The 26522-nt window shown below is 71.2% G+C and carries 24 protein-coding genes; 14 read left to right on the top strand and 10 right to left on the bottom strand.

The annotated features are described in order from the left end of the window. Positions 1-11 precede the first annotated feature (11 nt). On the bottom strand, positions 12-1367 hold the full coding sequence (locus tag MZC64_RS00295; protein WP_247755067.1) for a hypothetical protein: 1356 nt from the start codon (positions 1365-1367) through the stop codon (positions 12-14). Next, a complete protein-coding gene (locus MZC64_RS00290) occupies positions 1364-2134 on the bottom strand; it encodes a deoxyribonuclease IV (protein WP_247755066.1) in 771 nt (256 codons plus the stop codon). Before MZC64_RS00290 ends, MZC64_RS00295 begins: the two co-directional genes overlap by 4 nt. Before the next feature lie 154 nt (positions 2135-2288). Here MZC64_RS00290 and MZC64_RS00285 point away from each other — a divergent pair, with 154 nt between their 5' ends. The 6 genes from MZC64_RS00285 (at position 2289) to dnaB (ending at position 6869) form a co-directional block, all read left to right on the top strand. Beyond that, positions 2289-3251 (top strand): hypothetical protein, encoded by a 963-nt coding sequence (locus MZC64_RS00285; RefSeq protein WP_247755065.1) that lies wholly within the window; start codon positions 2289-2291, stop codon positions 3249-3251. Positions 3252-3366: 115 nt separating this feature from the next. Beyond that, entirely contained in the window at positions 3367-3714 is a 348-nt protein-coding gene (gene rpsF, locus MZC64_RS00280) for a 30S ribosomal protein S6 (RefSeq protein ID WP_185000969.1), read from the top strand. 18 nt (positions 3715-3732) lie between these two features. Then, on the top strand, positions 3733-4242 hold the full coding sequence (locus MZC64_RS00275; RefSeq protein ID WP_247755064.1) for a single-stranded DNA-binding protein: 510 nt from the start codon (positions 3733-3735) through the stop codon (positions 4240-4242). Between the two features lie 81 nt (positions 4243-4323). Then, positions 4324-4563 (top strand): 30S ribosomal protein S18, encoded by a 240-nt coding sequence (gene rpsR / locus MZC64_RS00270; protein WP_086781836.1) that lies wholly within the window; start codon positions 4324-4326, stop codon positions 4561-4563. A gap of 28 nt (positions 4564-4591) precedes the next feature. Further along, positions 4592-5044, top strand: a complete 453-nt coding sequence (gene rplI / locus MZC64_RS00265) for a 50S ribosomal protein L9 (protein WP_247755063.1) — start codon at positions 4592-4594, stop codon at positions 5042-5044. Positions 5045-5495: 451 nt separating this feature from the next. Continuing rightward, positions 5496-6869 (top strand): replicative DNA helicase, encoded by a 1374-nt coding sequence (gene dnaB / locus MZC64_RS00260; protein WP_247755062.1) that lies wholly within the window; start codon positions 5496-5498, stop codon positions 6867-6869. A gap of 54 nt (positions 6870-6923) precedes the next feature. Here dnaB and MZC64_RS00255 read toward each other — a convergent pair whose 3' ends face one another. After that, the gene (locus MZC64_RS00255; protein ID WP_247755061.1) at positions 6924-7370 is read right to left on the bottom strand and encodes a DUF1772 domain-containing protein; all 447 of its coding nucleotides are present in this window, start codon (positions 7368-7370) and stop codon (positions 6924-6926) included. Positions 7371-7460: 90 nt separating this feature from the next. Here MZC64_RS00255 and MZC64_RS00250 point away from each other — a divergent pair, with 90 nt between their 5' ends. Further along, the gene (locus tag MZC64_RS00250) at positions 7461-8039 is read left to right on the top strand and encodes a TetR/AcrR family transcriptional regulator (RefSeq protein ID WP_247755060.1); all 579 of its coding nucleotides are present in this window, start codon (positions 7461-7463) and stop codon (positions 8037-8039) included. A gap of 57 nt (positions 8040-8096) precedes the next feature. Here MZC64_RS00250 and MZC64_RS00245 read toward each other — a convergent pair whose 3' ends face one another. Then, entirely contained in the window at positions 8097-8732 is a 636-nt protein-coding gene (locus MZC64_RS00245; protein ID WP_247755059.1) for a TetR/AcrR family transcriptional regulator, read from the bottom strand. A 118-nt stretch (positions 8733-8850) separates the two neighbouring features. Between MZC64_RS00245 and MZC64_RS00240 the strand changes: the two genes are divergently transcribed. After that, positions 8851-9246, top strand: coding sequence for a DUF6463 family protein (locus tag MZC64_RS00240; protein WP_247755058.1), 396 nt, complete (start codon positions 8851-8853; stop codon positions 9244-9246). On the opposite strand, the gene MZC64_RS00235 is transcribed toward MZC64_RS00240, so the two are convergent. Further along, on the bottom strand, positions 9227-9901 hold the full coding sequence (locus tag MZC64_RS00235; RefSeq protein WP_247755057.1) for an SDR family oxidoreductase: 675 nt from the start codon (positions 9899-9901) through the stop codon (positions 9227-9229). The two genes, MZC64_RS00240 and MZC64_RS00235, sit on opposite strands and share 20 nt — an antisense overlap. Before the next feature lie 92 nt (positions 9902-9993). Between MZC64_RS00235 and MZC64_RS00230 the strand changes: the two genes are divergently transcribed. Beyond that, positions 9994-11109 carry a serine hydrolase gene (locus tag MZC64_RS00230; protein WP_247755056.1) on the top strand — a complete coding sequence of 372 codons (1116 nt, stop codon included), beginning with the start codon at positions 9994-9996 and terminating at the stop codon, positions 11107-11109. On the opposite strand, the gene MZC64_RS00225 is transcribed toward MZC64_RS00230, so the two are convergent. The 4 genes from MZC64_RS00225 to MZC64_RS00210 all read right to left on the bottom strand — a co-directional run bounded on the left by MZC64_RS00225 (position 11102) and on the right by MZC64_RS00210 (position 18738). After that, positions 11102-12001, bottom strand: coding sequence for a cobalamin-binding protein (locus tag MZC64_RS00225; protein ID WP_247755055.1), 900 nt, complete (start codon positions 11999-12001; stop codon positions 11102-11104). The two genes, MZC64_RS00230 and MZC64_RS00225, sit on opposite strands and share 8 nt — an antisense overlap. A gap of 110 nt (positions 12002-12111) precedes the next feature. Next, complete coding sequence (locus MZC64_RS00220) at positions 12112-15276, bottom strand: hypothetical protein (protein ID WP_247755054.1); 3165 nt, start codon at positions 15274-15276, stop codon at positions 12112-12114. 247 nt (positions 15277-15523) lie between these two features. Beyond that, entirely contained in the window at positions 15524-16330 is an 807-nt protein-coding gene (locus MZC64_RS00215) for a hypothetical protein (RefSeq protein WP_247755053.1), read from the bottom strand. Between the two features lie 158 nt (positions 16331-16488). Further along, positions 16489-18738: a hypothetical protein gene (locus MZC64_RS00210; protein WP_247755052.1), complete on the bottom strand. Its 2250-nt coding sequence runs from the start codon at positions 18736-18738 to the stop codon at positions 16489-16491. A 101-nt stretch (positions 18739-18839) separates the two neighbouring features. Between MZC64_RS00210 and MZC64_RS00205 the strand changes: the two genes are divergently transcribed. After that, on the top strand, positions 18840-20012 hold the full coding sequence (locus tag MZC64_RS00205) for an AI-2E family transporter (protein WP_247755051.1): 1173 nt from the start codon (positions 18840-18842) through the stop codon (positions 20010-20012). A 79-nt stretch (positions 20013-20091) separates the two neighbouring features. After that, on the top strand, positions 20092-22761 hold the full coding sequence (locus tag MZC64_RS00200; RefSeq protein ID WP_247755050.1) for a hypothetical protein: 2670 nt from the start codon (positions 20092-20094) through the stop codon (positions 22759-22761). Here MZC64_RS00200 and MZC64_RS00195 read toward each other — a convergent pair. Continuing rightward, the gene (locus MZC64_RS00195; RefSeq protein ID WP_247755049.1) at positions 22758-23954 is read right to left on the bottom strand and encodes a GGDEF domain-containing protein; all 1197 of its coding nucleotides are present in this window, start codon (positions 23952-23954) and stop codon (positions 22758-22760) included. The genes MZC64_RS00200 and MZC64_RS00195 overlap by 4 nt on opposite strands. 149 nt (positions 23955-24103) lie before the next feature. Here MZC64_RS00195 and macS point away from each other — a divergent pair, with 149 nt between their 5' ends. The 3 genes from macS to MZC64_RS00180 are packed head-to-tail and all read left to right on the top strand — an operon-like array spanning position 24104 to position 26498. Next, positions 24104-25258: a MacS family sensor histidine kinase gene (gene macS / locus MZC64_RS00190; RefSeq protein WP_247755048.1), complete on the top strand. Its 1155-nt coding sequence runs from the start codon at positions 24104-24106 to the stop codon at positions 25256-25258. After that, positions 25255-25914 carry a response regulator transcription factor gene (locus MZC64_RS00185; protein ID WP_247755047.1) on the top strand — a complete coding sequence of 220 codons (660 nt, stop codon included), beginning with the start codon at positions 25255-25257 and terminating at the stop codon, positions 25912-25914. The genes macS and MZC64_RS00185 overlap by 4 nt, the downstream gene beginning before the upstream one ends. A gap of 2 nt (positions 25915-25916) precedes the next feature. Then, on the top strand, positions 25917-26498 hold the full coding sequence (locus MZC64_RS00180; protein WP_247755046.1) for a DUF1707 domain-containing protein: 582 nt from the start codon (positions 25917-25919) through the stop codon (positions 26496-26498). The last annotated feature ends 24 nt before the right edge of the window (positions 26499-26522 follow it).

Here is a 26522-nt window from a genome sequence, read left to right as displayed (position 1 = left end):
GGCAGACCCAATCAGCGCGATGAGAGCGTGACCATCCGCCGTTCACCTGATTCCGGCGCGAAGGTGACCGGGGTGGACGGCAGGATCAGGAACAACGCGAGCAGCAGCGCGACCTTGCCCCACACCCCGATCATCACCGCCTGCGCGGGCAGGCTGTCGTAGATCGACATGGGCAGGTTGAACTCAATCGCGTGGTACCAGAGGAACACCCCGATACCCAGGGCCAGATCGGCCACGGCGTAGGCCAGCACCCAGCCCCAGCGCACCGCGAGCAGCACGAAGAAGGGCAGCAGCCACAGCGTGTACTGCGGGGAGTGCACCTTGTGCAGCAACAGGAATCCGCACAGCATGGCGCCGGACACGCCAACCCACGGGTACTCGCCGGTGCCGCTCCAGCGCAGCCAGCCGACCAGGCAGGCCAGCACGAAGGCCAGGCCGATCAGGGTCGGGGACAGCCAGCTGACCAGCGCCTGGAAGTCCGCGTTGGACGGGTCGGACTCCGGGCGGAAGGCCCAGAACCAGATCGAGTTGGTGGTGATGTCGACCTTGCGCTCCTGCTGGAAGAGGAAGGAAGCCCGCCAGCCCTCGTAACCCAGCACCGCGAACGGCAGGTTCACCAGCACCACGGTGACCACGGTGGACAGCAGCACCCGGACCGCGCCGGCGATGTCCCAGCGCTTCCCGTTCGGCAGCCAGCGGCCCTGCGCCCCACCGGTGAGCACGTACAGGGCCAGCGGCAGGGCGAAGAATCCCGGGTACAGCTTCAGCGCGGCGCCCAGGCCGAGCAGCACACCCGCCACCATTGCCCGCTCCACCAGCGGCCGGCTCGCGCCCTCCCGGCCCCAGCCGCGGTGCACCGCGTACACCGCGCCGACCGCGCAGGCCACCGCGGGCAGGTCCCAGTTGTGGAAGGCGTGCAGCACCAGGCCGGGGGCCAGCGCCCAGATCAGCGCGCGCCAGCGGGCCAGCCCGCCCAGCAGCCAGGCCACCAGCAGGCCGAAGGGGGCCAGCAGCAGGCTGGAGTAGCGCAGGAAGTCCGCGTCGTTGTTCGCGAAGATCGCCCCGGCCCAGATCAGCAGGCCGCTGAGCACCGGGTACTCCACCGAACCGCCGATGAGCTGGCCGTCCTCGCCGAGGCCGCCGCCGAGGTAGGGGAAGACGTGCCGGTCGACCTCCCGGCCCAGCCACAGGTGCTGGATGTCGGAGTAGCAGAGGTCGCCGTGCCGGTTGGCGTAGTCCGGCGCGCTGCGGCCCCACTGGTCGAACTCGGGTCCGGCGCAGCGCGCCTTGTTCGCGTAGCCGCCGAGCAGCAGCAGTCCGCACAGCAGGACCAGCGCGGCGAGCGCGGTCCTGCCGAAGCGGATCACGCGGGTAGCTGGGAACGCAGATAGGCGATGTCGCCCGCCTGCCCGTCACCTGGGGTCTCGACCACGACCGGGGCCTGGGCGGCGTTGACCACCGCGGCCAGCACCCCCGGCTCGATCGTGCCGGTGTCGATGTTGGCGTGCCGGTCCCGGGAGGAGCCGAACTCGTCCCTGGAGTTGTTCAGGTGCACCAGGTCGATCCGGCCGGTGATCGCCTTGACCCGCTCCACGATGCCGACCAGGTCCTCGCCCGCGGCGTGCGCGTGGCAGGTGTCCAGGCAGAACCCGGCGCCGAACTCGCCGACGGCGTCCCAGAGCCGGGACAGCATGTCGAAGCGGCGGGCCATCGCGTTGTCCCCGCCGGCGGTGTTCTCGATCAGCACCGGCACCGCGAACCCACCCGCCTCGGCCTGCCGCTCGAACAGCTTGCGCCAGTTCGCGATGCCGTCGGCCGGGTCATCGCCCTTGGTGACGTGCCCGCCGTGCACCACCAGGCCCAGCGCACCGCTGGCCTTGGCCGCCTCGGCCTGCTGCACCACCGATTTACGCGAGGGGATGCGGATCCGGTTGTTCAGCGAGGCCACGTTGATCACGTATGGCGAGTGCACGAAGACCGAGATCCCGGCCGCCCGCAGGGCCTCGGCCTGCGGGTGCGGCTTGGGTGACTCCCAGCTCTGCGGGTTGGACAGGAAGAACTGGACGACCTCGGCGCCGCGGTCCTGCGCCGAGCCGAGCGGGTTGTCGTCGGCGACGTGTGCCCCGATGCGCATGCCGGAGAGCGTAGTCGGCGGGTCTGACGGCCACTCCCCGAGTCGAGGTTGTGTGCCATTCCGTCATGGTTTGGGGTGGCAACCGTCACCTTGGCGACCTACCGTCGTTGCACCTAAGGAACGTTACCGACCGGTACGCACCGGAGGGATGGGCATGCTGGCTCGACTCGCACGGCTTTCCGTGGCATCCGTGCTGCTCGCCATGGTGAGCATGGTCGGACTAGCCGGCTCAGCGCTGGCTGCTGAACCGATCCTGATCGGCGACTGCGGGGCGACTGTCCAGGGCAAACCCGGCCAGCCCATCCAGCTCAGCGCGGGTGCGGTGGCCGCGCCGGTGGTCGAGGTGGTCCGGCGGGTGCCGCTGCTCGGGCCGCCGCTGGCCGGCGCGGTGGACAAGGCCGTGCGCGCGCTGCCGCCGATCCCGATCGGCGCGGTGCCCGACGGCAAGGGCGGGTTCATCACCGGCGGGCAGATCGCCGGCAGCGTCCTTGACGCGCTGCGCCGGATCCCGCTGCTCGGGCCGATCCTCGGCGAGGTGGTCAAGGGCGTGCAGCAGGTGCTCAGCGCGGGCTGCGGGGTGACGGTCAAGACGGTGAACGCGGTGGCCGCGCCGATCCAGGAGGGCGCGAAGAACCTGCCCGGCGGATCACCCGCGCCCAAGCCGCCACCCGGCACCACCAACCCCGGTCAGCCCGGCCCCGGCACCCCGCCTCCTGGCACGCCGCCGCCCGGCACGTCCAACCCCGGCACCCCGCCGCCCGGCACCCCAGGCGCCGGCACGCCGATCCCGGACTTCCAGCTGCCGCGCCTTGAGGGCGGCGGCCTCTACGACTACGGCCGGGTGCCGCTCTACGACTACTCCGGACTGCCCGCGGCCGTGCCCGGCGGACTGGGCGCGCTGGCCCCCGGCGACCGCTACGGCCAGGCCTCGCCCGGCTCCGCGGGCGCCTACGGGCTGCCCGAGGGCGGTGACGGGGTGGCCTCGGCGGGTCAGGCCCGCGCGCTGCCCACCGACGGCGCGGGGCGGGTGGCGGCTCCGGTGCTGCTCGCGGTGCTCGCGCTGTCCATGGTGACGGCTGGGCTGGTCCGTACCTGGGTACTTCGGCGTACCGCCTGATCACCGATTGGGAGCAACCGGCACTGGGCTGTTAGCCTGCTCGGGTTGCTGACGCGACGACCCTCCTGCCACGGAAAGTCCGTGGCCGATTTAGTCCACAGGAGGTGAGGTCTACGTGCGTCACTATGAACTGATGGTCATCCTGGACCCCAACGTGGATGAGCGCACCGTCGCTCCCACGCTGGACACTTTCCTCAACGTCATCCGCACTTCGGGCGGGAACGTGGAGAAGGTCGATGTCTGGGGCAAGCGCCGGTTGTCGTTCGAGATCAACAAGTCCCCTGAGGGGATTTACACGGTCATCGACATCAACAGCTCGCCGGACGCGGTCAAGGAGCTCGACCGCCAGCTGAACCTGCAGGACACCGTCCTGCGCACCAAGGTTCTGCGCCGCGACCCCGCCAAGTTCGCCAAGGCCGCCGCGAAGGCTGCTGCCAAGGCGTCCAAGGGCCCCAAGTCCTGACGCGGGAGTACGCGAATCATGGCTGGTGAGACGGTAATCACGGTGGTCGGAAACCTGACCGCCGATCCGGAACTGCGCTTCACCCAGTCCGGTGCGGCCGTGGCGAGCTTCACCATCGCCTCCACGCCGCGCACACTCGACCGCGCCAGCGGTGAGTGGAAGGACGGCGAAGCGCTGTTCCTGCGGTGCAGCATCTGGCGCCAGGCGGCGGAGAACGCCGCCGAGTCCCTGACCCGCGGTATGCGCGTGGTCGCCCAGGGACGCCTGCGCCAGCGCTCCTTCGACACGAAGGAAGGCGAGAAGCGCACCGTCATCGAGCTGGAGGTCGACGAGATCGGCCCCTCGCTGCGTTACGCCACGGCCAAGGTCAACCGCGCCAGTCGCGGTGGCGGCCAGGGTGGCGGCGGCGGTGGGTACGGCGCGTCCGGCGGCGGCAGCAGTGCGCCTGCCGACGACCCGTGGGGCTCCGCGCCCCCGGCGGCCAGCTCCGGTGGCGGTGGCGGCTTCAACGACGAGCCGCCGTTCTGATCCGGCTGCCTCGCCAGCGCTCCTGCACCGCACCCCAAGAGACTCCGAACACGACCACGTCCAGCTCCAGGAGGACGACACATGGCTAAGCCGCCTGTGCGCAAGCCGAAGAAGAAGGTCTGCGCGTTCTGCAAGGACAAGACCGCGCACCTGATCGACTACAAGGACACCGCGCTGCTCCGGAAGTTCATTTCCGACCGCGGCAAGATCCGTGCCCGCCGGGTGACCGGCAACTGCTCCCAGCACCAGCGGGACGTCGCCATCGCGGTGAAGAACTCGCGCGAGATGGCGCTGCTGCCCTACACCTCGACCGCTCGCTGACCCAGAGACCATTAGAGAGGAGTTGGCGATGAAGCTCATTCTCACCGCTGACGTGACCGGCCTCGGTGGTCCTGGTGACATCGTCGAGGTGAAGGACGGCTACGGCCGCAACTTCCTGCTGCCCCGCGGCCTGGCCATCGTGGCCACCAAGGGTGCGGAGAAGCAGGTGCAGACCATCCGCCGGGCCCAGGAGGGTCGCAAGATCCGCGACCTGGACCACGCCAGGGAGGTCAAGGCCAAGCTCGACGGCCTTGGCGCCGTGCAGCTGGCCGGCCGCGCCGCGGCCGGTGGCGGCAAGCTCTTCGGCTCGGTGACCACCGCGGACATCGTTGCCGCGATCAAGTCCGCCGGTGGCCCGGTGCTCGACAAGCGTTCCGTCGAGACCTCCGGCCACATCAAGACCACGGGCAAGCACACCGTCGCGGTGCGCCTGCACCCGGAGGTCACCGCCAGCGTCAACCTCGTGGTTGCCGCGGGCTGAGCACGCTCTGCTCGACTACGAGCACAGGCGCCGCCCGAACGGGGCTACTCCATACGGGCGGCGCCTGTGCTCGTTTGTCTCAGCGTCACAGCACAAATCTGGAGTTGTGACGCCCGGCCCGCGACACGCCGTCGGCGCGGTCACAGGCGACACGCCGAACCAGTTTCGGGTTAGTTTTTCCACATCGCGCACACAGGCTCTGACCAGCGCGCTTAGATTTTTCCTCGCAGGTTCTCCCCAAGTTGTCCACAGGGCACAGGGGACCTGTGTCCAGTCGTGGGCAACCATCCCCAGGCTGCCCACAAGTTGATCCACAGGCTGGTTTGCCTGCTCCAGACGGGGGACCTAGCGTCGCCACTGCGCGCCCTCGGTGACGAGAGGTCAGTCCTGATCTGTCAGGGGTCGCGAGCAGAATCCTGGTGGGTTCCGAGCTTGGTGGAGGTGCACGACCGTGGCCGTGGTGGACGACCGTGATTTCAGGGGCGGCGACTCCTCCGGTGGCTTCGAGCGGCAACCCCCGCAGGACCTCGCGGCCGAACAGTCCGTGCTCGGCGGCATGCTGCTGTCCAAGGACGCCATCGCCGACGTGGTCGAGGTGGTGCGGCCCGGCGACTTCTACCGCCCGGCGCACCAGTCGGTCTACGAGTGCATCCTCGACCTCTACACCCGCGGCGAACCGGCCGACGCGATCACCGTCTCGGCCGAGCTGGAGCGTCGCGGCGAACTGCTGCGGGTCGGCGGCGCGCCGTACATGCACACCCTCATCGCCACCGTGCCCACCGCGGCCAACGCCGGCTACTACGCCGAGATCGTGGCGGAGAAGGCGGTGCTGCGGCGGCTGATCGAGGCCGGGACCAAGATCGTCCAGCTCGGCCACCACGGCGCCGAGGGCTCGGATGTGACCGAGGTGGTCGACCGGGCGCAGGCGGCCATCTACGAGGTCACCGAGCGGCGCACCACCGAGGACTACACGGCGCTGGAGGAACTGCTCCAGCCGACCATGGACGAGATCGACGCGATCGCCAGCCGCGGCGGCAGCGCGCTCGGCGTGCCCACCGGCTTCATGGACCTGGACCAGCTGACCAACGGCCTGCACCCGGGTCAGATGATCATCGTCGCGGCCCGTCCCGGCGTCGGCAAGTCCACCCTTGGCCTGGACTTCGCCCGCTCCTGCTCGATCAAGCACGGCATGTCCAGCGTCATTTTCTCGCTGGAAATGAGCAAGACCGAGATCGTCATGCGCATGCTCTCGGCCGAGGCCCGGATCCGATTGGCCGACATGCGCGGTGGCCGGATGACCGATGACGACTGGACCCGGCTGGCCCGGCGGATGAGCGAGATCAGCGAGGCTCCGCTGTTCATCGACGACTCGCCGAACATGACCATGATGGAGATCCGGGCCAAGGCGCGGCGGCTCAAGCAGCGGCACGACCTCAAGCTGATCGTGCTGGACTACATGCAGCTGATGACCTCGGGCAAGAAGGTCGAGTCCCGCCAGCAGGAAGTCTCGGAGTTCTCCCGGAACCTCAAGCTGCTGGCCAAGGAGCTGCAGGTGCCGCTGGTGGCGATGAGCCAGCTCAACCGTGGTCCGGAACAGCGCACGGACAAGCGCCCGATGCTCTCCGACCTTCGCGAGTCCGGCTCGCTGGAGCAGGACGCGGACATGGTCATGCTGATCCACCGCCCGGACGCCTGGGAACGCGACGACCCGCGGGCCGGCGAGGCCGACCTGATCATCGCCAAGCACCGGGCGGGCCCGACCGCCACCATCGTGGTCGCGCACCAGCTGCACTACAGCCGCTTCACCGACCTGGCCCAGGGCTGACCCACCGGCTTCTTTTTCGCACCGGCCGCTTCAGCTCCGGCTCGGCCCGCGGGCTCAGGCGAGTGCGGCGGCCAGCAGGGCGAAGGCGGCGATGATGACGGCGACGCGGACGTAGTGGAAGCGGTCCCAGCGGTTCATCTGCTCCTTCCAGTCCGCGGGCCGGTTCTCCACGGTCCACGTCTTGCCCCGGTTGTTGATCGGGACGAGCAGCAGCACCGACATGATCACGCTCACGATCAGCAGCGCGGCGGCGATGACGACGAGGCCGGTGCCAGGGTGCTGCCATCCGGCGATGGCCCAGGCCGCGCTCAGGATGAGCGAACCGATGTACCAGAACGGCATGACGGCGCCGAGCATCCGGCCGCCGTGGGCGCGGCCGCGCTGGGCGCTGTCCTCGGGGAGTGCGTTGAGGATCGGGTTGATGACGAGGGCGACGGAGAACTCCACCCCCACCATCACGCCGACGACCACGACGGTGACGACCGCGAGTGCGCTGAGCACGATGACCCTCCAAGAATCTAGTGTTGCTAGATGATGGAGCAACGCTAGCTCTAGTGCCGCTCGATTGTCTAGCAGTGCTAGAATCGGCTCATGTCGGCACAAGAACGCAAGGAGCGCGAACGGGCGGATCGTGAGCGCCTGATCGTGGCGACGGCCCGCGAACTCGCCGAGCAGCAGGGCTGGGACGCAGTCACCACCCGCAGGCTCGCCGAGCGCATCGAGTACAGCCAGCCCGTGCTCTACAGCCATTTCCGCGGCAAGCGGGAGATCATCGGCGCCGTCGCCCTCGATGGCGCCGCCGAGATGGCCGTGGCGCTACGGGCCGCGACCTCCGCCGCAGCCGGTCCGCGCGCCCGGGTCACCGCCCTCGCCCGCGCTTACCTCGACTTCGCCGAGCGCAACCCGATGGTCTACGACGCCATGTTCCAGCTCGACGGCGGCCTGGCGTTCGCGCAGGAGGACACCCCGGAACCGTTGCAGGACGCCTTCGCCGCCCTGCTGGAAAGCCTCGGTGAGGTCGCCGGGGACGGCGTGCACCCGGGACTGTTCACCGAGGTGTTCTGGGCTGCCCTGCACGGGCTGGCCACCCTGACCCGGGCGGGCCGGCTGCCACCGGGGGACGCTGAGCGGCGGGTGGAGTTGCTGGTGGACCGGCTCGCCATGCTCTGACCCACCATCCCGGCGGGCGGCCGACCCAGGTGCTCGGCTCTTGCCGGTCGCTTTGGTTCAGCCGGCCTCGGTCTCGTCCTCGTCGAGACCGCCCGCGAGCGGGTCGCGCTGGCCGCCGTCGATCGGGGCGGAGTCGCCGGGCGGGCCGTTGAGCAGGAGGTCTGCGGCGCGGGCGAGGACCTCGGCGCGGGTGCGGCCGGGGTGGTCGGCGGCGAGGAAGTGGCTGCCGATGGCCGCGCAGAAGGCGAGCAGGGCACGGGCCTCGACCTCGTCGGGGTCGGCACAGAACGTGCTGATCCCGTCGCGCGCCAGTTGCATGCGCCGGTTGTCCACCCGGCGCAGACGTTCGGCGACGGCCTCGTCCCGGCGGGCCCAGTCGCGCACGGCCAGGTCGATGGGCAGCAGCCGGCCGCTGGAGAAGGTGAGCTGCCCGGCCAGCCGGACCCGGTCCCGCAGGTCGCCGCACTCCCGCTCGACCTGGTCGAGCACATCATCGACGCACTCGCGCTCCCAGGCGTCCAGCATCGCCGCCAGCAGCGCGCCGCGGTCGGCGAAGTAGCCGTAGAACCCGCCCTTGGTCACGCCGAGCGCCTTGGCCAGTGCCTCGACCCGCACGGCCTCCACGCCACCCTCGGCCAGTGCCCGCAGTCCTTGCTCAACCCACTTCTCGCGCGGTGTGCGCAACGAGCCCATGCTGTGCCCCACCTCACCCCCGCACTGGTTGTACGGGACCGTATAACCGGCCTAACCTCAAGTTATACGCAACCGTATAACACTGGCGGGACACTGTCATGACACCAGGGGAGTGCACATGATCAAGTGGGCTGGTTGGCTCATCACGCTGTTCGGCGCCGCGCACACCCTCGGCGCCCTGACGGTGAAAGGCGCCGCGCTGCACGCCGGCGCCTGGTTCAGCGGGGAACTGTGGCGGGACGACCTCGCCGGTATGAGCCCGGCGAACAGCGCCTACTGGCTGAGTGTGGCCAGCTTCGGCGTGCCGCTCATCGTGGTCGGCCTGACCGTGCTGTGGCTGGACCGCCGGGGCATCACCCCGCCGCCGTTCATCGCGTGGGTGCTGGGGATCTGGACCCTGTTCATCGCCGTGGTCCTGGTGCTCACGCCCTGGCCGATCCTGCTGGTCGCGAACATCCTGTTGCTGGCCGGAACCCGCCGCGCCGCCGCATTCCCTAGGCCGGGCGCAGGATGATCTCGTCCACGTTGACGTGTGGTGGCTGCTCGACCGCGTAGAGCACCGCGCGGGCCACGTCCTCGGGGGTCAGCTTGGGTTCGGCGGCGCGTTCCGGCGGGATGCCGCCGGTGTCGACCAGGCCGGGCTGGAGCAGGCTGACCCGCACGCCGCTGCCCGCGCATTCGGCCCGGATGTTCTGGGCCAGGCCGGTGACCGCCCACTTGGTGGCCGAGTACAGGTTGCCGGGCCGGATGCCGCGGCCGGCGGCGGAGCCGGTGAGCACCAGGTGGCCGTTGGCGCGCAGCAGTTCCGGCAGGGCGGCCTTGGCGGTGAGCGCGGCGCCGTAGACGTTGGTCAGCACCATGTCCCGCCACTGCTCCGGCGGGGCGCCTGCCTCGGTGCGGAAGCTGGTGGACACGCTGTATCCGGCGTTGGCGAAGACCACGTCCAGCCGCCCGAACCGGTGCACGGTCCGGGCCACCAGCTCGCGCACCTGCGGCCACTGCGCGACATCGCAGGGCACGGCGAGTCCGTCCAGTTCGGCGGCGAGTGCCTCCAGCGGCCCGGCCGAGCGGGCGGCGAGCACCACCCGGAAGCCGCGCTGCGCCGCGAGCCGGGCGGTGGCCGCGCCAATGCCGCCGGACGCGCCGGTGACGATCATGACCTGCTGCATGCGCCGATCCTGTCAGCAGTGGGGGAAAGCCCACCACCGCACGGGTTCTGCCGCTCCTGACCAGCCCGCGGATCGCTGGCACGGTGGCACGCATGCGGAAATGGCTGGTGTTACCGGTGGTCGCGGCGCTGCTCACCGGGCTCGCGCTGCCCGCGGCCGCGGGGTCGGCGGTGCAGCGCGGGGTGGACCGGATCGTGGCCGGCGGGCTGCCCGGGGTGCTGACCGCGGTCAGCGCGGGTGACCGAGATCGGCTGTACCGGGGTGGGGTCGGCGATCGGCGTTCCGGCGCGCCAGTCCCGTGGCCGGGGGAGCTGCGGTCCGGGTCGATCGGCAAGTCCTTCGTCGCGCTGACGGTGCTGCGACTGGTCGCGGCCGGGCGGATCGGGCTGGACGAGCGGGTGGAGCACTACCTGCCGGGCGTGCTGCGCGGGGACGACGGCGGCGGACGGCGGGACATCCGGATCCGCCAGCTGCTGCAGCACACCAGCGGGCTGCCGGACTACGGACCGGCGCTGCCCAGTGGCGCGGACTTCGTGGCCCGGCGGTTCCACCGGCACGACCCTCGGGTGCTTGTCGGGCATGCGCTGGACCGGCCGCAGCTCTTCCGGCCCGGTGCGGGCTGGGCCTACGTCAACACCGGCTATCTGTTGCTGGGTCAGGTGATCGAGCGGGTCACCGGGCAGCCGTGGGCGGAGGTGACCGCCGAGCAGGTGATCCGGCCGCTCGGGCTGCGCCGGACCTACTTCCCGCGTCCGCACGAGGTCGTGCTGCGCGGGCCGCACCCGCGCGGTTACCTCGCGGTGGAGGAGAAACTCGTCGATGTCACCGAGCTGGACAGCTCCTATATGGGCGCGTCCGGATCGGTGGTGTCCACCCCGGCCGAGCTGAACCGCTTCTTCCGCGCGGTGCTCGGCGGCGAACTGCTGCCGCCCGCGGTGCAGGCGGAGCTGACCAGGATGGTGCCGGGCGGGCCGACCGCGCCGGAGTACGGGCTCGGGCTGGAGCGGTTTCCGCTCTCCTGTGGGCATTACCTGGGCCACGGCGGGGAAATGCACGGTTTCTCCGGGCTGTCCGGGGTGCTGGTGCGGCCGGACGGCGGACTCGGCGGCGCGGTGACCACGCTGGCCACCGGGCGACCGGCCGGGATGGCCGATTTCGCCCGGGTGCTGGCGGTGGCCGAGACCGCGCTGTGCGGGCCGGTCAGCTGATCCGCCGGGCCTCCGCCGCGGTCACCGGCTCGCCGGCCGGAATCCCGTGCAGCACCTGGGCGAGCACCTCCGCGCCGCGCACCACCCTGGGGCCCGGCCGGTTGAAGTAGGCCGGGCCGTCCAGCACCCACACCTCGCCCGCGCCCACGTGTGTCCACTGTGGATTGTCGGTGAGCAGGGGCAGTTCGGCCATGGTCCGGGTGGGCGGAAATCCGCACGGCAGCAGGAGAATCACGTCCGGGCGGGCGGCGATCAGGGTGTCCCAGGTCATCGCGCCGGTGTGCTCGCCTGCCGTGGCCAGCAGCGGCAAGCCACCGGCGACGCTGATCTGCTCGGGCACCCAGTGCCCGGCAGGCCACAACGGATCCAGCCATTCGATCGCGGCCACCCGGGGCCTGCGCCGACCGGCCACCGCGGCGCGCACCGCGTCCAGCCGCTCGGTCAGCTCGGCCACCCTGGTCTCGGCCACGGCGGTGGCGCCGAGTTCCGCGCCGACCAGGCGGATGCAGCCGAGCACCTCGGCCAGGGTGCGTGGTTCCAGGCTGAGCACCCTGGTGTGGGTGTCCAGCACGCGCAGTTCGGCGGCCACCCGGCGGTAGGACAGCGCGCAGACCTCGCACAGGTCCTGGGTGAGCACCAGATCGGGGGCCAGCTCGGCGAAACGGGCGGTGTCCAGGCCGTAGAGCGAGGAGCCCCGGTGCTGCCCGCCGACCGCGGCGGAGATCTCCCGGCTGGTCATCCGGTCCTGGTCGATCGCGCTGGTGGTGACCACCGGCACCGTGGCGATCTCGGCTGGCCAGTCGCATTCGTGGGTGCGGCCGACCAGCTCCGGGGCCTTGCCGAGCACGGCGAGGATGTCGGTGGCCGCGGGCAGCAGGGACACGATCCGCATAAGACAAAGGTAGGCCCGGGACGCTGGCTGCGTCCCGGGCCTACCCGAGTTGTGTTACCGGTCTACGGCCTCCCTGCACCCACTAATTGGAAGAGGCCCTGGACCTGTGATCAGGCGGTGGCGGAGGGCAGCTTCGGCATGGCCGGAACTCCCGGAACGCCCACCTTGGGCAGTGCGGGCAGGGTCGGCAGCAGGCCGCCGCCCAGACCCGGCAGGTCAGCCTGGCGACCGGCGCCGGGGACCGCGGGCACACCCGGGAGGGTGGGCACCGAGACCTTCGGCAGGGTCGGCAGAGCCGGGATCAGGCCACCGTCGAGCAGGCTCGGCAGGCCGAACTTGCCACCGGAGACGCCCAGCGGCCCGTTGACCGGAGCCGCGGTGCGGCCCTGGGCGCCGGAGAACCCGAAGGGCACGTCCGTCACTCCGGGCAGGTTCTTGCCCAGCTCCATGTCGGTCACCGGGATCTGCAGCTCGGCGGGGGCGCCGCCAACCTGCATGTCGGTGGCCTCAGAAGCGTTGGTCATGGCGTCGCCGACGACCTCGACCGGGATGTCGTAGACCTGCGCGATGGCACCGAACGGGGCGAAGAGGTTGAAGCCGGAGAGGCTGCCGCCCTCGGAGCCCGAGGTGGTGCCCTGGCCGCCGACGGTGCTGTCCACCTTGCTGTCGGCCAGCGCGTCGGACACGGCCAGCGCCGCGATCGCGTCGCCGAACGGCTGGGCAGCCGCGCCGACGGGCACGTTCACGATGCTGCCTGCCACCGAGCCACCGTCACCGGCGGTGGCGAGGTCGCCACCGGTCTCGTTCTCCACCTTGTTGGCGGCCACGGCGTCGGCCGTGCCGGTCAGCGAGGCGGCGAGGCCGTTGGCCCCGAGGTACGGGCCGAACGGAGCGGTGAGGATGTCGCCGCCGAGGAAGCTGCTGACACCGTCGGTCACGGTGCTGCCGCCGGCCTCGGAGGCAATGCTGTTGTCGGCCACACCGGAGGTGGTGCCGATCCAGTTCACCGAGTCACCGGAGGCTTCCAGCACTGCGGCGACCGGCACGTTCGCGACGGTCCCGGTCCCGGTGCCCTTGACGCCACTGGTCTCGGTGTCGCCACCGGCCTCGGAGGTCACCGCGTTGGACGCGGCGCCGTCGGCCAGCACCATCCAGCCCGCGCCGATGCCACCGACCTCGGTGGGCACGGCCACCGGAGCGGTCGCGACCAGGCCAGCCAGGCCGCCCATGTCACCGGCGGTGGTGTTGTCGCCACCGGCCACCGCGTCGGTGGTGTTCTCCGCGGCGCCGCTGGAGTTGACCAGCCAGCCGCCGCCGATGCCCTCGGCCTGGACCGGCCCGGCCACCGCGGGGGTGATCAGGTTGCCGGTCAGCACGCCGTGCGAGCCCTCGGAGGTCGAGTCGCCACCGGCCACGGAGGACACGGTGTTCTCCGACTCGGCCTCGGACACGACGATCCAGCCACCGGAGAGGCCCTGGCCCTGGACGGGCAGTGCCACCGGGGTCTGCACGACGTTGCCGGAGAGGCCACCGTCGGTGCCGTTGCCGGTCACGTCCCCACCGGAGACGACGTCGGCGGTGTACTCGCTCCACGACTCACCGCGGACGATCCAGCCGAGCGTGCTGCCGGTCACGGCCACCGGGCCGGAGACCGGGGTGGACACGGCGTTGCCGCTGCCCAGCGCGTCGTCGTCGGTCGCGGTGTTGTCGCCGCCGGCCTCGGAGTCCGTGGTGCTGGTGGACTGCGCGGTGCCGTTGACGATCCAGCCGCCGGTCACGCCCTCGACGCTGGCCGGGATGGCCACCGGCACCTGGACGCCGTCACCGGCGACCAGCGAGTCGTTGCCGCGGGTGCCGATCAGGCCACCGGCGTCGGTGGTGGTGTCGGTGCTGGCGGCCGAGTCGGCGTTGGCGATCCAGCCACCGGAGACGGCGGAGACCTCGGCCGGCAGGGTCAGCGGCGCGGAGCCGATGATGCCGGCGACCATGCCGTTGTCGCCGTTGGTGAAGGCGTCCCCACCGGCAACGGACTCGGTCACCTGGGTGTGCTGCGCGTCCGTGTTGGACACCCAGCCACCGGAGTTGCCCAGCACCTGGACGGGCTCGGCGATCGCGGCGTCGACGATGTTGCCACCGCCGGTGCTCTCGTCACCGTTGGTCATCAGCAGGCCGCCGGTCTGCGCGGTGCTGGTGGACTCGGAGACCGAGTCGGCCAGGCCGCCCCAGGCGAGGGCGTTGCCCGCCACGGTGACCGGGCCGGCCACGTTCGGCGTGATCAGGTTGCCACCGATGCCGCTGTCGTAGCCGGAGGTGACGCTGTCCCCACCCGCGATGGCGTCCGCGGTGGTGGCGCCGGTCGCGTTCGAGTTGCCGACCGGGAAGACGACGAGGGCGTTGTTGTTGCCCTCCACCGGCAGGGCCAGCTGGCCGTGGCCGATGTTGCCGCCGAGGGTGGAGCCCTCACCGTCGGAGTCGACGTTGCCACCGGCGTCGGCGGCGATCGAGGACTCGTTGTTGGTGTCGGCGACACCCGCGGCACCGGAGACGGCGTTGCCGGTCAGCTGGACCGGGGTGGCCAGCGGCAGGGCAACGGCGTTACCGGAGAGCGAGGAGTCCTTGCCCGAAGTCTCGATGTCGCCACCGGACTGGGCTTCCAGCATGGACACGCTCTGCGCCTCGGCGTGGCCCGCCGCGGCGACCGCGTTGCCCGACACCAGGATCGGGGAAACCAGGTCGGCGTCGACCACGTTGCCCGCGATGCTGCCGCTGTCGCCGTTGGTGACGACGACCTCGGGCTTGCTGTAGCTGTACTCGCTGACGTTCTCGACGTCCGCGTCGCCGGTGGCGGCGATGGCGTTGCCCTCGATGATCACCGGCACGACGGCGTCAGCGTGGATCTGGTTCTTGCGCAGCAGGTCGGCTTCGCCCAGCTTGGGGGCGTCGTCGGCCTTGGTCGAGGTCTTGCCCTTGCCGCCGAGCTGGGGCAGCTTCACCGACTTGCCGGCCTCGGTGGCAGCGCCACCGAAGGGCAGGTTCGGGATGATCTTGCGGGTGTCGACGGTCAGCGCTTCGTTGTGCAGCGGCGGGAGGTCGACCTCACCCAGCGCGGTGCCAACGGCGTTGTTGTCGAAGTGAACCGGGATGCTGACCGAGGCGCCCAGGGGAGTGGATTCGCCGTCGGGGTTCTCGCCGGCGCTGGCGACGCCAGTGCCGAGGGCGAGCAGCCCACCGGTGACGAGTACGGTCTTCAGACCGCGCTTCGCCCAGATGTGCATTGTGGATCTCCTTTTGTTGTTCCCCCTGGCGGGAGGGGGAATGGGGTCGGATGGCCGGACGTGAATTCACGTCGGGGCAATCGGCCACCCGGGTCATTGGGGGTATTTCAGGCACGCCGAATAAAATCGACGTGCACCGGAATGGCGCGATTTCTGCGACCTGCGAGAACGGCGAGCGGAGCGCCGAGAGAAAAGCCCCGGCAGCACGCCGAACTCAGGACAGAGGTCGCTTACCGCGCCGGGGTGGTCAGTCGGGGGTGGTGCCGGGTGCCTTGGCCTGCCCGGCGAGCACGCAGTCGGCCGCGGCGGAGTCCGCCAGCTGGCCACGCGTGGTGTCCATCAGAGAGTGCATCGGCAGGTAGCCGCCGAGCGCGACCAGTGCCGCGTCAGTTCCGTCGTGTCCGCACGAGCAGGAACCGGGGTTGCTGGTCGGCACCGGCATCGGCAACGGAACCAGCGGGAGGAGTGGAAGGCCAGGCTGGACGGGCTGCGGCTGTTGCCGGGGCGCGTCCTCGACCTGGCCTGGCTGCTGCACCGGCGCCGTGGACGGCGCAGGCGGAACGGGGTGGCGATCGGGCTGACTCGCCGCCGGGGCCGTCGCCGCCTGCTCCACACGGGATTCGGCGTCGGCGGCGGGGGCGCCCTCGAAGTAGGCGGCGTCCCTGGCGTACATCCGGGAGGACGGCCCGGAACCGGTGGTGACCGCCTCGGCCACCTCGCTGAGCACCGGGGCCTGCTCGAACAGCTTGGCCACGTTGTGCACGGCGTCTTCGATGGGGCCATCGACCTTGACCTGCCGCGCGGGCTGGCTGATCACCGAGGTTGCCTCGCTGATCGCCCTGCGAACGCCCTCGTCAGCGGCGTGCCTGACCTCGCCGACCAGGCCAGCGGCCTGGTCAGTGGAGGCGGCCAGAGCGTGCGTGACGCTCTGCACCGGGTCGGTCACCGGCTCGACCGGGACCAGGTCCGCGGCGTTGGCCGAACCAGCCGCGATCAGCCAGCCGATCAGCGTGCCACCGGAGACCACGAGCGCCCGGGACAGCAGCCGACGCACTCGGCCACCCCCCGCGACATTCTGGTCCGTACCCGGCACGTGCACGCCTCCGTCTGGAGATTCTTGAGCTGGACAACGCAGAACATGTCAGATCAAGAACCCCGTCCGCAAACTCTGCGGCCGAATACCCTCTATCGAGTTAATTGGCTAAAGCTGATTCAGTTTCGCTTCAACACGCGGGTCGCGCCGGCCGCCGCGGTGGAGGCGAGAATCCAGCCGACCGCGGTGAGCACCACGGATATCCACTGCGAGGCGCCGGTGATCCGCCACATGTTGTCCTGGCCGAGGGTGACGATCGGCAGCAGCATGTCCGCGGCGAGCAGCCAGGGGTTCCACACCGGGTTCTGGTCGGAGTCCAGGCGCTCGATCGGATATTGGTGCGGACCGGGAGCAGCGCTGTACATCTCGTTGAACCAGATGCCGCCAGCCGCCCAGAACACCAGCAGCCACAGCAGCGCCAGCCACGGCCGGTAGCCGTAGCCCACGGTGACCTCCTGCAGCAGCCCCCACAACCGCCCGGCCACGCCCAGCTCGGTATAGCGGTGCCGCTGCTTCTCCAGCAGCACCCGTTCCGCGCGTTCCTCGTGCCCGCCGTCCCGGTAGACGTTGGCCAGCTGCTCGTAGGGTCCGGGCGCGTAGTCCGGGGCCACCGTGCGCAGCCAGGTCAGCCGGGTGCGCACATCGACGTCCGGGTCGGCAGCGATGCCCTGGTAGGAGAAGTCCTCCAGGTCGAGCCCGCCGGTGGCCTGCCACAGCAGCTCGCCGTCGGTGACCGTGACCACCTTGGCCCGGCTCAGGATCACCCGGCCCAGCGGCTTGCGGCCGAAGCGCACCACGAGCTGCTGTGCGGTCAGGCCGTAGGCGTTGAGCGCGATGCCGTCATCACTGCCGCCCAGTTCGGAGCCGGTGAAGGTGACCATCTTGCCCACCTCGACCAGCCGGATCCGCACCCCGCCCTCGGCCACCATGCCCCAGCTGCAGAGCAGGTCCTTGCCGACGGTGGCCACCCGGGCGTCCAGCGAGGGTTTGATGGAGCCGTCGTTGCGGCGGCGCGGGTCGACCAGCTTGGCGCCGGAGCAGTCCAGGGTGGAGCCGATGGCGGCGTTCTGCAGCCGCACCGAGCCGCGGGCGGCCAGATCGCGCAGGAACAAGGTGCCGCCGACGCGCAGCCGGTCGGCGAAGAGCACGTCGATGCCGGGCCCGTGCAGCTTCACCCCGGACAGGCTGGCGCTGCCGTGCACGTGCGCGTCGACCAGCCGGACCTGCCCGTAGGCACGCATGCCGCCCTGCCGCTCGAACCGGCCGTCGGGCAGCCGGACCGCCTTGCCCCTGGCCTCCAGGTCGCCGCGCACCTCGATGCCATCGGCGAACAGGGCCACCGGGAACCGCTGCACCGGCTGCTTCTCGTGTTCCTCCTCCAGTTCGGCCAGCGCGGACTCCGGACCGAGGGTGGCGCCGACCATGCGCAGGTAGCCGCCGATGCTGGCGTTGGGCAGCCGCACCGAGCCCAGCGAGGTGAAGCCGTCGTCGAGCTGCACGTTGCCGTCCACCGTGATCCGGTCGGCGACCAGTGAGGCCGCGTCGTGCGCCTGGCCGTGCGGCAGGATCGGCATTGGCGAGTCGGCGGAGTCCCCGGCCTGTAACCGGGCGCCGGTGAACACCGCGTCCCCGCCGATCCGGGCGCCGGAGAGCACCACCCGGCCGCTGGCGGTGAACCGGCCGCCGTCGCCGTCGCAGAACAGGTTGCCGGAGACGACCAGCCCGGAGCCTTCCAGCGCGTCCGCGCCCGGGTTGCTCAGGTGCGCGCCGCCCAGGTGCACGTTGCCGCTGACGGTGGCCCCGCGCAGCCGCACCTCGCCGGTGGCCCGCAGCGAGGTGGCCTGCAGCGAACCGCTGATCCGCAGCCGGGCGCCGAGCAGCGCGTGGTCCTGCGGGCTGCGCAGCACCGCGCCGGCCAGCCGCAGGGTGCCGCGCACGGTGGCGTCGGTGAGGTCGACGCAGCCGGTGGCGGTGAACCCGGCCTCCAGCACCAGATCGCTGTCGATCTGCAGGTTGCGGCCCTTGAGACCGGGCATCCGGCAGCCCGGCAGGCGCAGGCCGATCAGCTGGGCCATCCGCAGGTCGGGCGCGGTGTCGAAGCTGCACCGGGTCAGCTCGATCAGGGTGCGGATGTCCAGCGCCTCCAGATCGAGGCGGCCGGTGATGCTCGCGCCGGTGAGCCGCAGCGCGGGCACCCCGGCGGGTCGCAGCCGGTAGAGCCCGGTGAGCAGCCCGGCCAGCAGGCTGGCCCGCACCCGGGTGTCCGGACCGCCCGCCAGTGGGAGGATCAGCTGCCGGCCGACCGCGAAGGCGCGGCAGACCGCGCGCTCGACCTCGGTGAAATCCGAGGGCTTGGGATACGGGTCCATTGCTGTCGATCTCACCCGCACGGGGACGGATGGGCAAGAGACCGGAGGACGGTCCGCGCGGTTCGCCCCATGACGACTCGGTCACGGCTACCGTGATCGGCGTGAGCAGCAGCAGCGGGGTGCCGCCGACTCCGGACCGGCGTGCGGTTGTCGAGCAGGTCCCCTACGGACTCCGGGTGGGAGCCGCGCTGTCCTGGCGCTTCCTCACTCTCTGCGGCGCGCTGGCCGTGCTGGTGTTCCTGGTCGGCTACTTCGCCAGCCTGGTGATCCCGGTGGGCATCGCGCTGCTGCTGGCCGCGCTGATGGCGCCGGCGGTCAAGCACCTGGTGGCCTGGAAGGTGCCGGGATGGGCGGCCACCACGATCGTCCTGGTCGGCGGACTGCTGCTGGTGGTCGGCGTGCTGGTCTCGGTGGTCGCGGCCTTCGTCAACGGTGTGCCCGAGCTGCAGGCCAAGGTCGTGGTCGGGATCGACCAGATCCGGGACTGGCTGGTGCACGGCCCGTTGCAGCTGACCCCACAGGACCTGGACCAGTACGTGGGCCGGTTCGTGGAGATGCTCAAGAGCAACATCTCCACCATCGCCACCAACGCGGTGAACACCACGGTGACCACCGCGGTCGGCGTCGGCGAGCTGCTCACCGGCTTCCTGCTGCTGTTGTTCACCCTGATCTTCTTCCTGCACGACGGCAGCAACATCTGGAGCTTCCTCACCAGGGGCGTGCCGATCCGGGCCCGCAAGCGGGTGGACGTGGCTGGCCGCCGCGGGTTCGCCTCGCTGGTCAGCTACGTGCGGGCGACCGTGGTGGTGGCCATCGTGGACGCGGTGGGCATCGGCATCGGCCTGGCCATCGTGGGCGTGCCACTGGCGGTGCCGCTGGCCGCGCTGGTCTTCCTGGCCGCGTTCGTGCCGATCATCGGTTCGCTGATCGCCGGTTCGGTGGCGGTGCTGGTGGCCCTGGTGGCCAACGGCCCGATCGAGGCGCTGGTGGTGCTGATCATCGTGATCGCGGTGATGCAGCTGGAAAGCCACGTGCTGCAGCCCCTGCTGCTGGGCAAGGCGGTCTCCCTGCACCCGCTGGCGGTGATCCTGGTGATCATGGGTGGCCTGTCGCTGGCCGGGATCCCCGGCGCGCTGCTGGGCGTGCCGGTGCTGGCGGTGCTGAACTCGGCGATCCGCTCGCTGGTCAACGAGGACGATCCGGATCCGGAGTCGGTGGACCCGACCAACCGGGCCGACGCGATCCCCGGCGGCAAGGGCGACGAGCCCGCCTAGCCGCCCGTCCGGGCAGTCTCGGCCGACCGGCGGGGCGTGACCTCGCTGGTCAGTGGCTGACCGCGCATACCGTCCGGCCATGGCGACCGTCACGATCGACCCCGGCGCGCACGGACCCGACCCGGACTGGTCGGCGATCCTCCAGCAGGCCATCGACTCACCCGAGCTGGCCGCCGGCGGCACGCTGCGGCTGCGCCCTGGCGACTACCTGCTGCGGCGCCCGATCATGCTCGACCGCCCGCACATCCGGCTGGCCGGGGAGCACGCGGCCGACACCGTGCTGCGGACCGCGCAGGCGTTCCCGGCGCTGATCATCGGCATGCCGCGGGCGCCGTTCGGACGGCCGGTCGGCGACGCGCACTGGCCGGACCTGCACGGGCTGTTCGAGGATCCGACGGCCACCACTCCCGGGCAGTACTGGGGTTTCCGCACCGGGACAACGGACCCGGCGCTGCTCACGCTGCCCTGCTCCCCGTTCACCTTCGGCCAGCCCGATCGCCGGTTCTGGGGCGGCACCTCGGTGCTCAGCCTGGACTTCCTGGTGTGCAACAACGCGCTGCCGTGGACGCGGCAGCAACTGTTCGGGCTGCTGGATGAGTTCAACCGGCCGGCACCGTTTTACGCGCGCGTCGACACCCAGCCCGACGGGGTCTCGGTGCTGTTCGTCTTCGTCACCGGCGACGGACTGCGCAGGGAGATCCGGATCCCGTTCGACCCGCAGGACCCGGTGCTGCGGTGTTCGCTGGAGCTGGACATGCGCGCCGGCCAGGGCATGGTGCGGGCCTGGGTGAACCGGCGGCGGGTCAGCCCGGATCTGCGGCTGATCAACCACAACTGGCCGGCCGCGGACCGCCCCGGGCAGCCGGGGCTGACCTTCGGCGTCAACTGGTGCGCCTCGTTCCACCTCGGCATGGTGCGGTCACTGGACAACGCCTCGACGAAGATCGGGGACAACACTCAGGACTCCGGCCTCGGCATCCCTGGCGACCTCACCTTCGGCGCGCTGCGGATGTGCACCACCGCCCAGTACCTCGACCTGCCGGACCAGCAGACCGCCGCCGGCCCGGTCACCGACCTGACCTGGCGGAACGGGCCCGCCTCGGGATTCGGCTGCTTCCTGCCGATGACCAGCCCGCCGGTGAAGAACCCGGCCGGGCTGCCCGATCTGCAGCTGCCGTGGGCGGCCGTGCACTTCACCGAGCACGGCGCGGCGAGCAACCTCAGCGGGTACGGCATGGTGGCGCCGGTGCTGGACGCGTTGAACAGCATCGTGGGGAACTCGGTCGAGCGGCTGACCCTGCACAGCGGCAGCCCCGGTCACCTGCCCGACCACTACGGCCAGGTGATCGGCCTCGGCCTGGCCATCGGCTGCTCGTTCACCGACCTCGTGGTGGTCGCGGGCGCGCAGGGGCTGAGCTGCTTCCAGGTGGACGCGAACTACCCGGTGGATCTGACCGGATGCCGGTTCGAGTTCCAGACCGACACCGCGATCTACAGCTACTTCCAGATCGGGCGGGCGCACTACCTGGCGCTGAAGTACTGGGGCCGCACGGCGCTGAAGGCGAGCCGGTCCACGCTGGCCTACCGCGACGTGTTCTGCACCGACGCGCAGGAGCACCCCGAGTCGGTGGTGCGGCTGTTCCAGAGCCACGGCACCTTCGACAACTGGACCATCGACATGGAGCGGCCCGAGCGGCCGCCCCGGGACAGTTACTTCTGGGCCAGCCTCGGGCACCACACCGGCGGCCCGACCCAGCTGGTCATCCGGGACTGCCAGGCCGGCACCATCGACAAGGGCACGGTCGGGGTCCGGCTGGTGGCGCTGGAGCCCAACGCCGGGCTGCCGAACTCCGGCGCCACCGACGGCTGGTGCACGATCGAGCGCTCCTTCACCCAGCACCAGGCGCGGGGACTGTTCGCGCTGGTCGGCACGGACGGGCCGGTCTGGCAGGGGCGCTACGAGGGCCTGCTGCCTGCCACCGTGCCGTTGGCGCTCAACACCAGCACGCCGGGCGGGTCGGCCCGGATCGGGCTGCGCGAGGTGCCGCCGCCGGTGTCGTTACCGCCGGTGTCGCTGAGCGGCGAGGACCTGATCGCGGGCCTGCCCGGCCTGCGCTGCCATTTCCGCGCCGACGGGCTGCACGACCTCGGCGGCCCTGGGATAGGGCCGATGCCGTTGCGGGACGGCGCACCCGTGCCCCAGCTCACCGACCACAGCGGGGCGGGCAACCACGGCAGGCCGCTCAACCGGCCCGCGCACTTCGTGGCCGACGCGGTGCACGGGCACTCCGCCGTGCGGTTCAACGACGGTCACTACTCCTTCCCCGGCATCCGCAGCGATTCCGGGGCCGCGACGGTCTTCCTGGTCGGCAAGTACCTGCCCGGGTTCGAGAGCAACCCCGGCGACCACAACCAGGGCCTGCACACCAGGGGACCGCGCTGGCACGTGAGCCTGGGCATGTACGCGAACACCGCCACCTCGGACACCGACTGGGTGGTCTACGCCGCGCGGTACAACAGCGGTGCGGTGCGGCTGCTGGAGACCTGGGCGAACCTGCGGCGGGTCGACCTGGCCCGGCGGGATGACGTCGGACCGGTGCGCTGGGCCGAACCGCGGCTGGGCAGCGCGCTCTACGGCACGGCCTACAGCGAACTGGCGGCGGCGGTGTTCTGCGATGTCGCGCTCGGCGACGAGCAGGTCGAGCGCACCCTCCGGCACCTGATCCACCTATACGGGATCGCGGTCTAGGCGACCGTGACCAGGTTGCGGCCGGAGCTTTTCGCGGCCAGCAGCGCGGAGTCGGCGGCCACCATCAGGTCCGGCAGCACGTAGCCGTAGCGCGGCGAGGTGGCCACGCCGATGCTCACGGTCAGCCCGGACAGCTCGTGGTCGCGGCCGTCGGTGGCGGTGGTGGGCACCCGCAGCTGGGCCACGCCGGCCCGCACCCGTTGCGCGGTCTGTTCCGCCTCGCCGGGGGTGGTGTCGGGGAGCAGCACCACGAACTCCTCGCCGCCGAAGCGGCCGACGAGTTCGCCGTGCCGGACGCTGCCCAGCAGCAACCTGCCCACCGCGGCCAGCGCCGCGTCCCCGGCCAGGTGGCCGACCCGGTCGTTGACCCGTTTGAAGTGGTCCAGGTCGAGCAGCAGCAGGGCGGCGGCGGCCTTGCGGTTGCGGGCCCGGTCCAGGGCGTCGCGGGCCAGCCGGTCCCAGTGCATCGAGTTGGCCAGGCCGGTTTTGGCATCCCGCTGGGCTGAGCGTTGCCACTGCGGCAACTGGGCCGCGCTCTCCAGCAGCAGCAACGGCGGCGCGGCCAGCAGCACCCGCAGCGGATCGTCGGTCATGGCCATGGCCATCAGGCCGCCGAGGCAGACCGCGACCACGGCCACGGTGACATCCAGCAGTTGCCCGACCACCTGTTCCGGCCGGGCCGACGGATTGCGCAGCCGCAGGCCGATGGCCACGATCAGCGCCCGCACCACCAGCAGGGTGGCGCCCGCGGCGACCATCGCGAACAGGTCGGCGCGCGGTTCGGTCCAGCCGACCACGGTGCGCGCGGCCATGGTGGCCAGCACGGTGGCCGAGGTGGTGAAGAACCAGTGGTGCGGCCGGTGCCGGGGACTGAGCGCGCCGTGCAGCGCGGGCCCCAGCATCAGCACCACCAGCAGGTTGCCGGGCAGCGCGAACACCCCGGCGAGCAGGTAGGACACGTGCACGGCCCAGGGGCTGCGCTGGGGTTCCACCCGCAACGCGCCGACCACGCTGGTGCCGATGACCACCAGGGCGGCGGTCAGCACCAGCACGATGAACCTGGGTAGATCCTCCGTGCGCGGGGCATGCCCCAGCACGGTGAGCAGAACCGCGGCAGACACTGCGAAACCGTCGATCACCAGCCAGTACACCAGCGCCGGTCCACGCAGTGTCCACAGTGGCCAGTCACGCAAGACGGCCTCCCCCATGGTGCGGACACCAGAAACCCGTGGCGATGCGTAGCCGGCCCCCTGCCGACCGTCACCCCCGCTCAAGGGTGGCACAGATACCGGCGTGGGACTGCGTCCAAGCGGGGGGATTGGTATGCGCTTGGTGAGGCAGGATGTCATCCGTGGGAGAGACGGTCATGCCGCTGTGGCGCGCACTCGTGTGGTTGCGCGTGGTCACGCTGCTGTTCGCGCTGGGCGGGGTGTTGGTACACCGCGCGCAGTACGAGCGGGAGTGGCTCGGCTGGGTGGTCTTCGGCGTGATGGCGGCCTGGACCGCGGTCACCGTCTACTGCTACTCCCGGGAGAGCGGCCGCCGGACCTCGGTGGTGGTGGCCGATGTGGTGATCACCGCCGGGCTGATGCTGGCCTGCTGGTTCGTGCACGACCGGACCTACATGCTCTCCTCGGCGCCGACCGTGGTCACGGTGTGGGCGCCGGGGTGCGTGGTGGCCATGGCGGTGCTGCACGGGCGTGGTCCGGGCATGCTGGCCGGGGCCATCGTGTCCGGGATGAGCTGGCTGATCCGGGCCCGCTTCGACACCGACATCGCCAGGGACACCGTGCTGCTGGTCGGGGTCGGCTTCGTGATCGGACTGGCCTCTTCGGTGGCCCGGCGTTCGGCCGAGCGGCTGCACCGGGCGCTGCAGGCGGAGGCGGCGACCAGGGAGCGGGAGCGGCTGGCCCGGTCCATCCACGACGGGGTGCTCCAGGTGCTGGCCAGGGTGCGCCGCCGCGGCCGGGAGCTGGGCGGGGAGACCGCGGAACTGGCCGAACTGGCCGGTGAGCAGGAAATAGCGTTGCGCGCGCTGGTCTCCAGCCAGCCACCGGAGTCCACTGTGGACGGTGAGGTGGATCTGCGCCCGCAGCTCCAGCTGCTGGCCACGCCGCGGTTCCAGGTCTCCGCGCCGGCCACCCAGGTGCTGCTGCCCGCGCACACCGCGGCCGAGCTGTGCGCGCTGACCAGGGAAGCACTGTCCAATGTGGACGAACATGCCGGCGTCAGGGCACGGGCCTGGGTGCTGGTGGAGGACCTGGGCGAGGAGGTCGTGGTGAGCATCCGGGACGACGGGCCGGGCATTCCGGACGGCCGGATCACCGCGGCCGAGGCGGAGGGACGAATGGGCATCGCGCAATCGATCCGGGGGCGGGTGCAGGACCTGCATGGCACGCTCGCCCTGCACACCGGGGCCGGGGAGGGCACCGAGTGGGAGGTCCGGGTGCCGCGTCAGACAACACAGCGGCACACGATGAAGGGGGGACGGCGATGAGTGAGCCGAAGGTGACGGTGATGGTCGTCGACGACCATCCGATCTGGCGCGACGGGGTGGCGCGCGACCTGGCCGAACGCGGGTTCGAGGTGCTGGCCACCGCCGGCGACGGGGACGCCGCGGTGCGCATCGCGCGGGCGGTGCGCCCGGATGTGGTGCTGATGGACCTGAACATGGGTGAGACCTCCGGCGTGCAGGCGGCCGGGCTGATCACCGCCGAACTGCGCGAGACCAAGGTGCTGGTGCTCTCGGCCAGCGGCGAGCACGACGACGTGCTGGAGGCGGTCAAGGCGGGGGCCTCCGGCTACCTGGTGAAGTCGGCCTCGGCGGAGGAGCTGATCGACGCGGTGCGCCGGACCGCCGCGGGGGACGCGGTGTTCACCCCCGGCCTGGCCGGGCTGGTGCTCGGCGAGTACCGGCGGATGGCCACCACGCCCGACGGCGGACCGGCCGCGCCACAGCTCACCGACCGGGAGACCGAGGTGCTGCGGCTGGTGGCAAAGGGTTTGACCGCCCGGCAGATCGCCACCCGGCTGGTCATCTCGCACCGCACGGTGGAGAACCACGTGCAGTCCACGCTGCGCAAACTCCAGCTGCACAACCGGGTGGAGCTGGCCCGCTACGCGATCGAGCACGGCCTGGACGTCGAGGAGTGAGGGTGGCCGGAGAGCTGGAGCACCGCAACCTGCTGGTCTCCGACGCCGAGCGGATGCACGTGGTGCAACTCCTGGAGCGGGCCACCGGCCAGGGCCGGATCAGCCTGGCCGAGTTCACCACCCGCTCCGACCGGGCGCTGACCGCGCGCACCCGCGGCGAGCTGAACGCGGTGCTCATGGACGTGCCGGGGATGGTGCTCAACGAGTCGGTGGCCCGCGGCGAGCTCGTGCTGGGCCACAACGCGATGTCCTCGCTGGAGCGCCGCGGCCGGTGGATCGTGCCCGGCAGGCTGGTGCTGCGCGGCACCGCGGGCAGCACCCTGCTCGACTTCACCGAGGCGGTGATCGCCGAGCCGGTGGTGACCATCGAGCTGCACAACGCGCTGGGCAGCACCACGCTCATCCTGCCCGAGGGGGCCACGGTGAACGTGGACTCGCTGGCCATGACCGCCGGGGGCGTCACCGACAAGGTCGGCGGCGGCGATCGCCCCGGTGACCCGCACTTCATCCTCACCGGCACGGTCCGCTTCGGCTCGGTGGAGATCAAGCGCCCGGCCCGGAAGTCCCGGTTCTTCCGCCGCTGACCCCGGGCCTACGCAGAACTGGGC

The organism is Crossiella sp. S99.2 (genome assembly GCF_023094165.1).
GTDB lineage: Bacteria > Actinomycetota > Actinomycetes > Mycobacteriales > Pseudonocardiaceae > Crossiella.
This window is presented reverse-complemented; position numbering and strand designations above follow the sequence as displayed.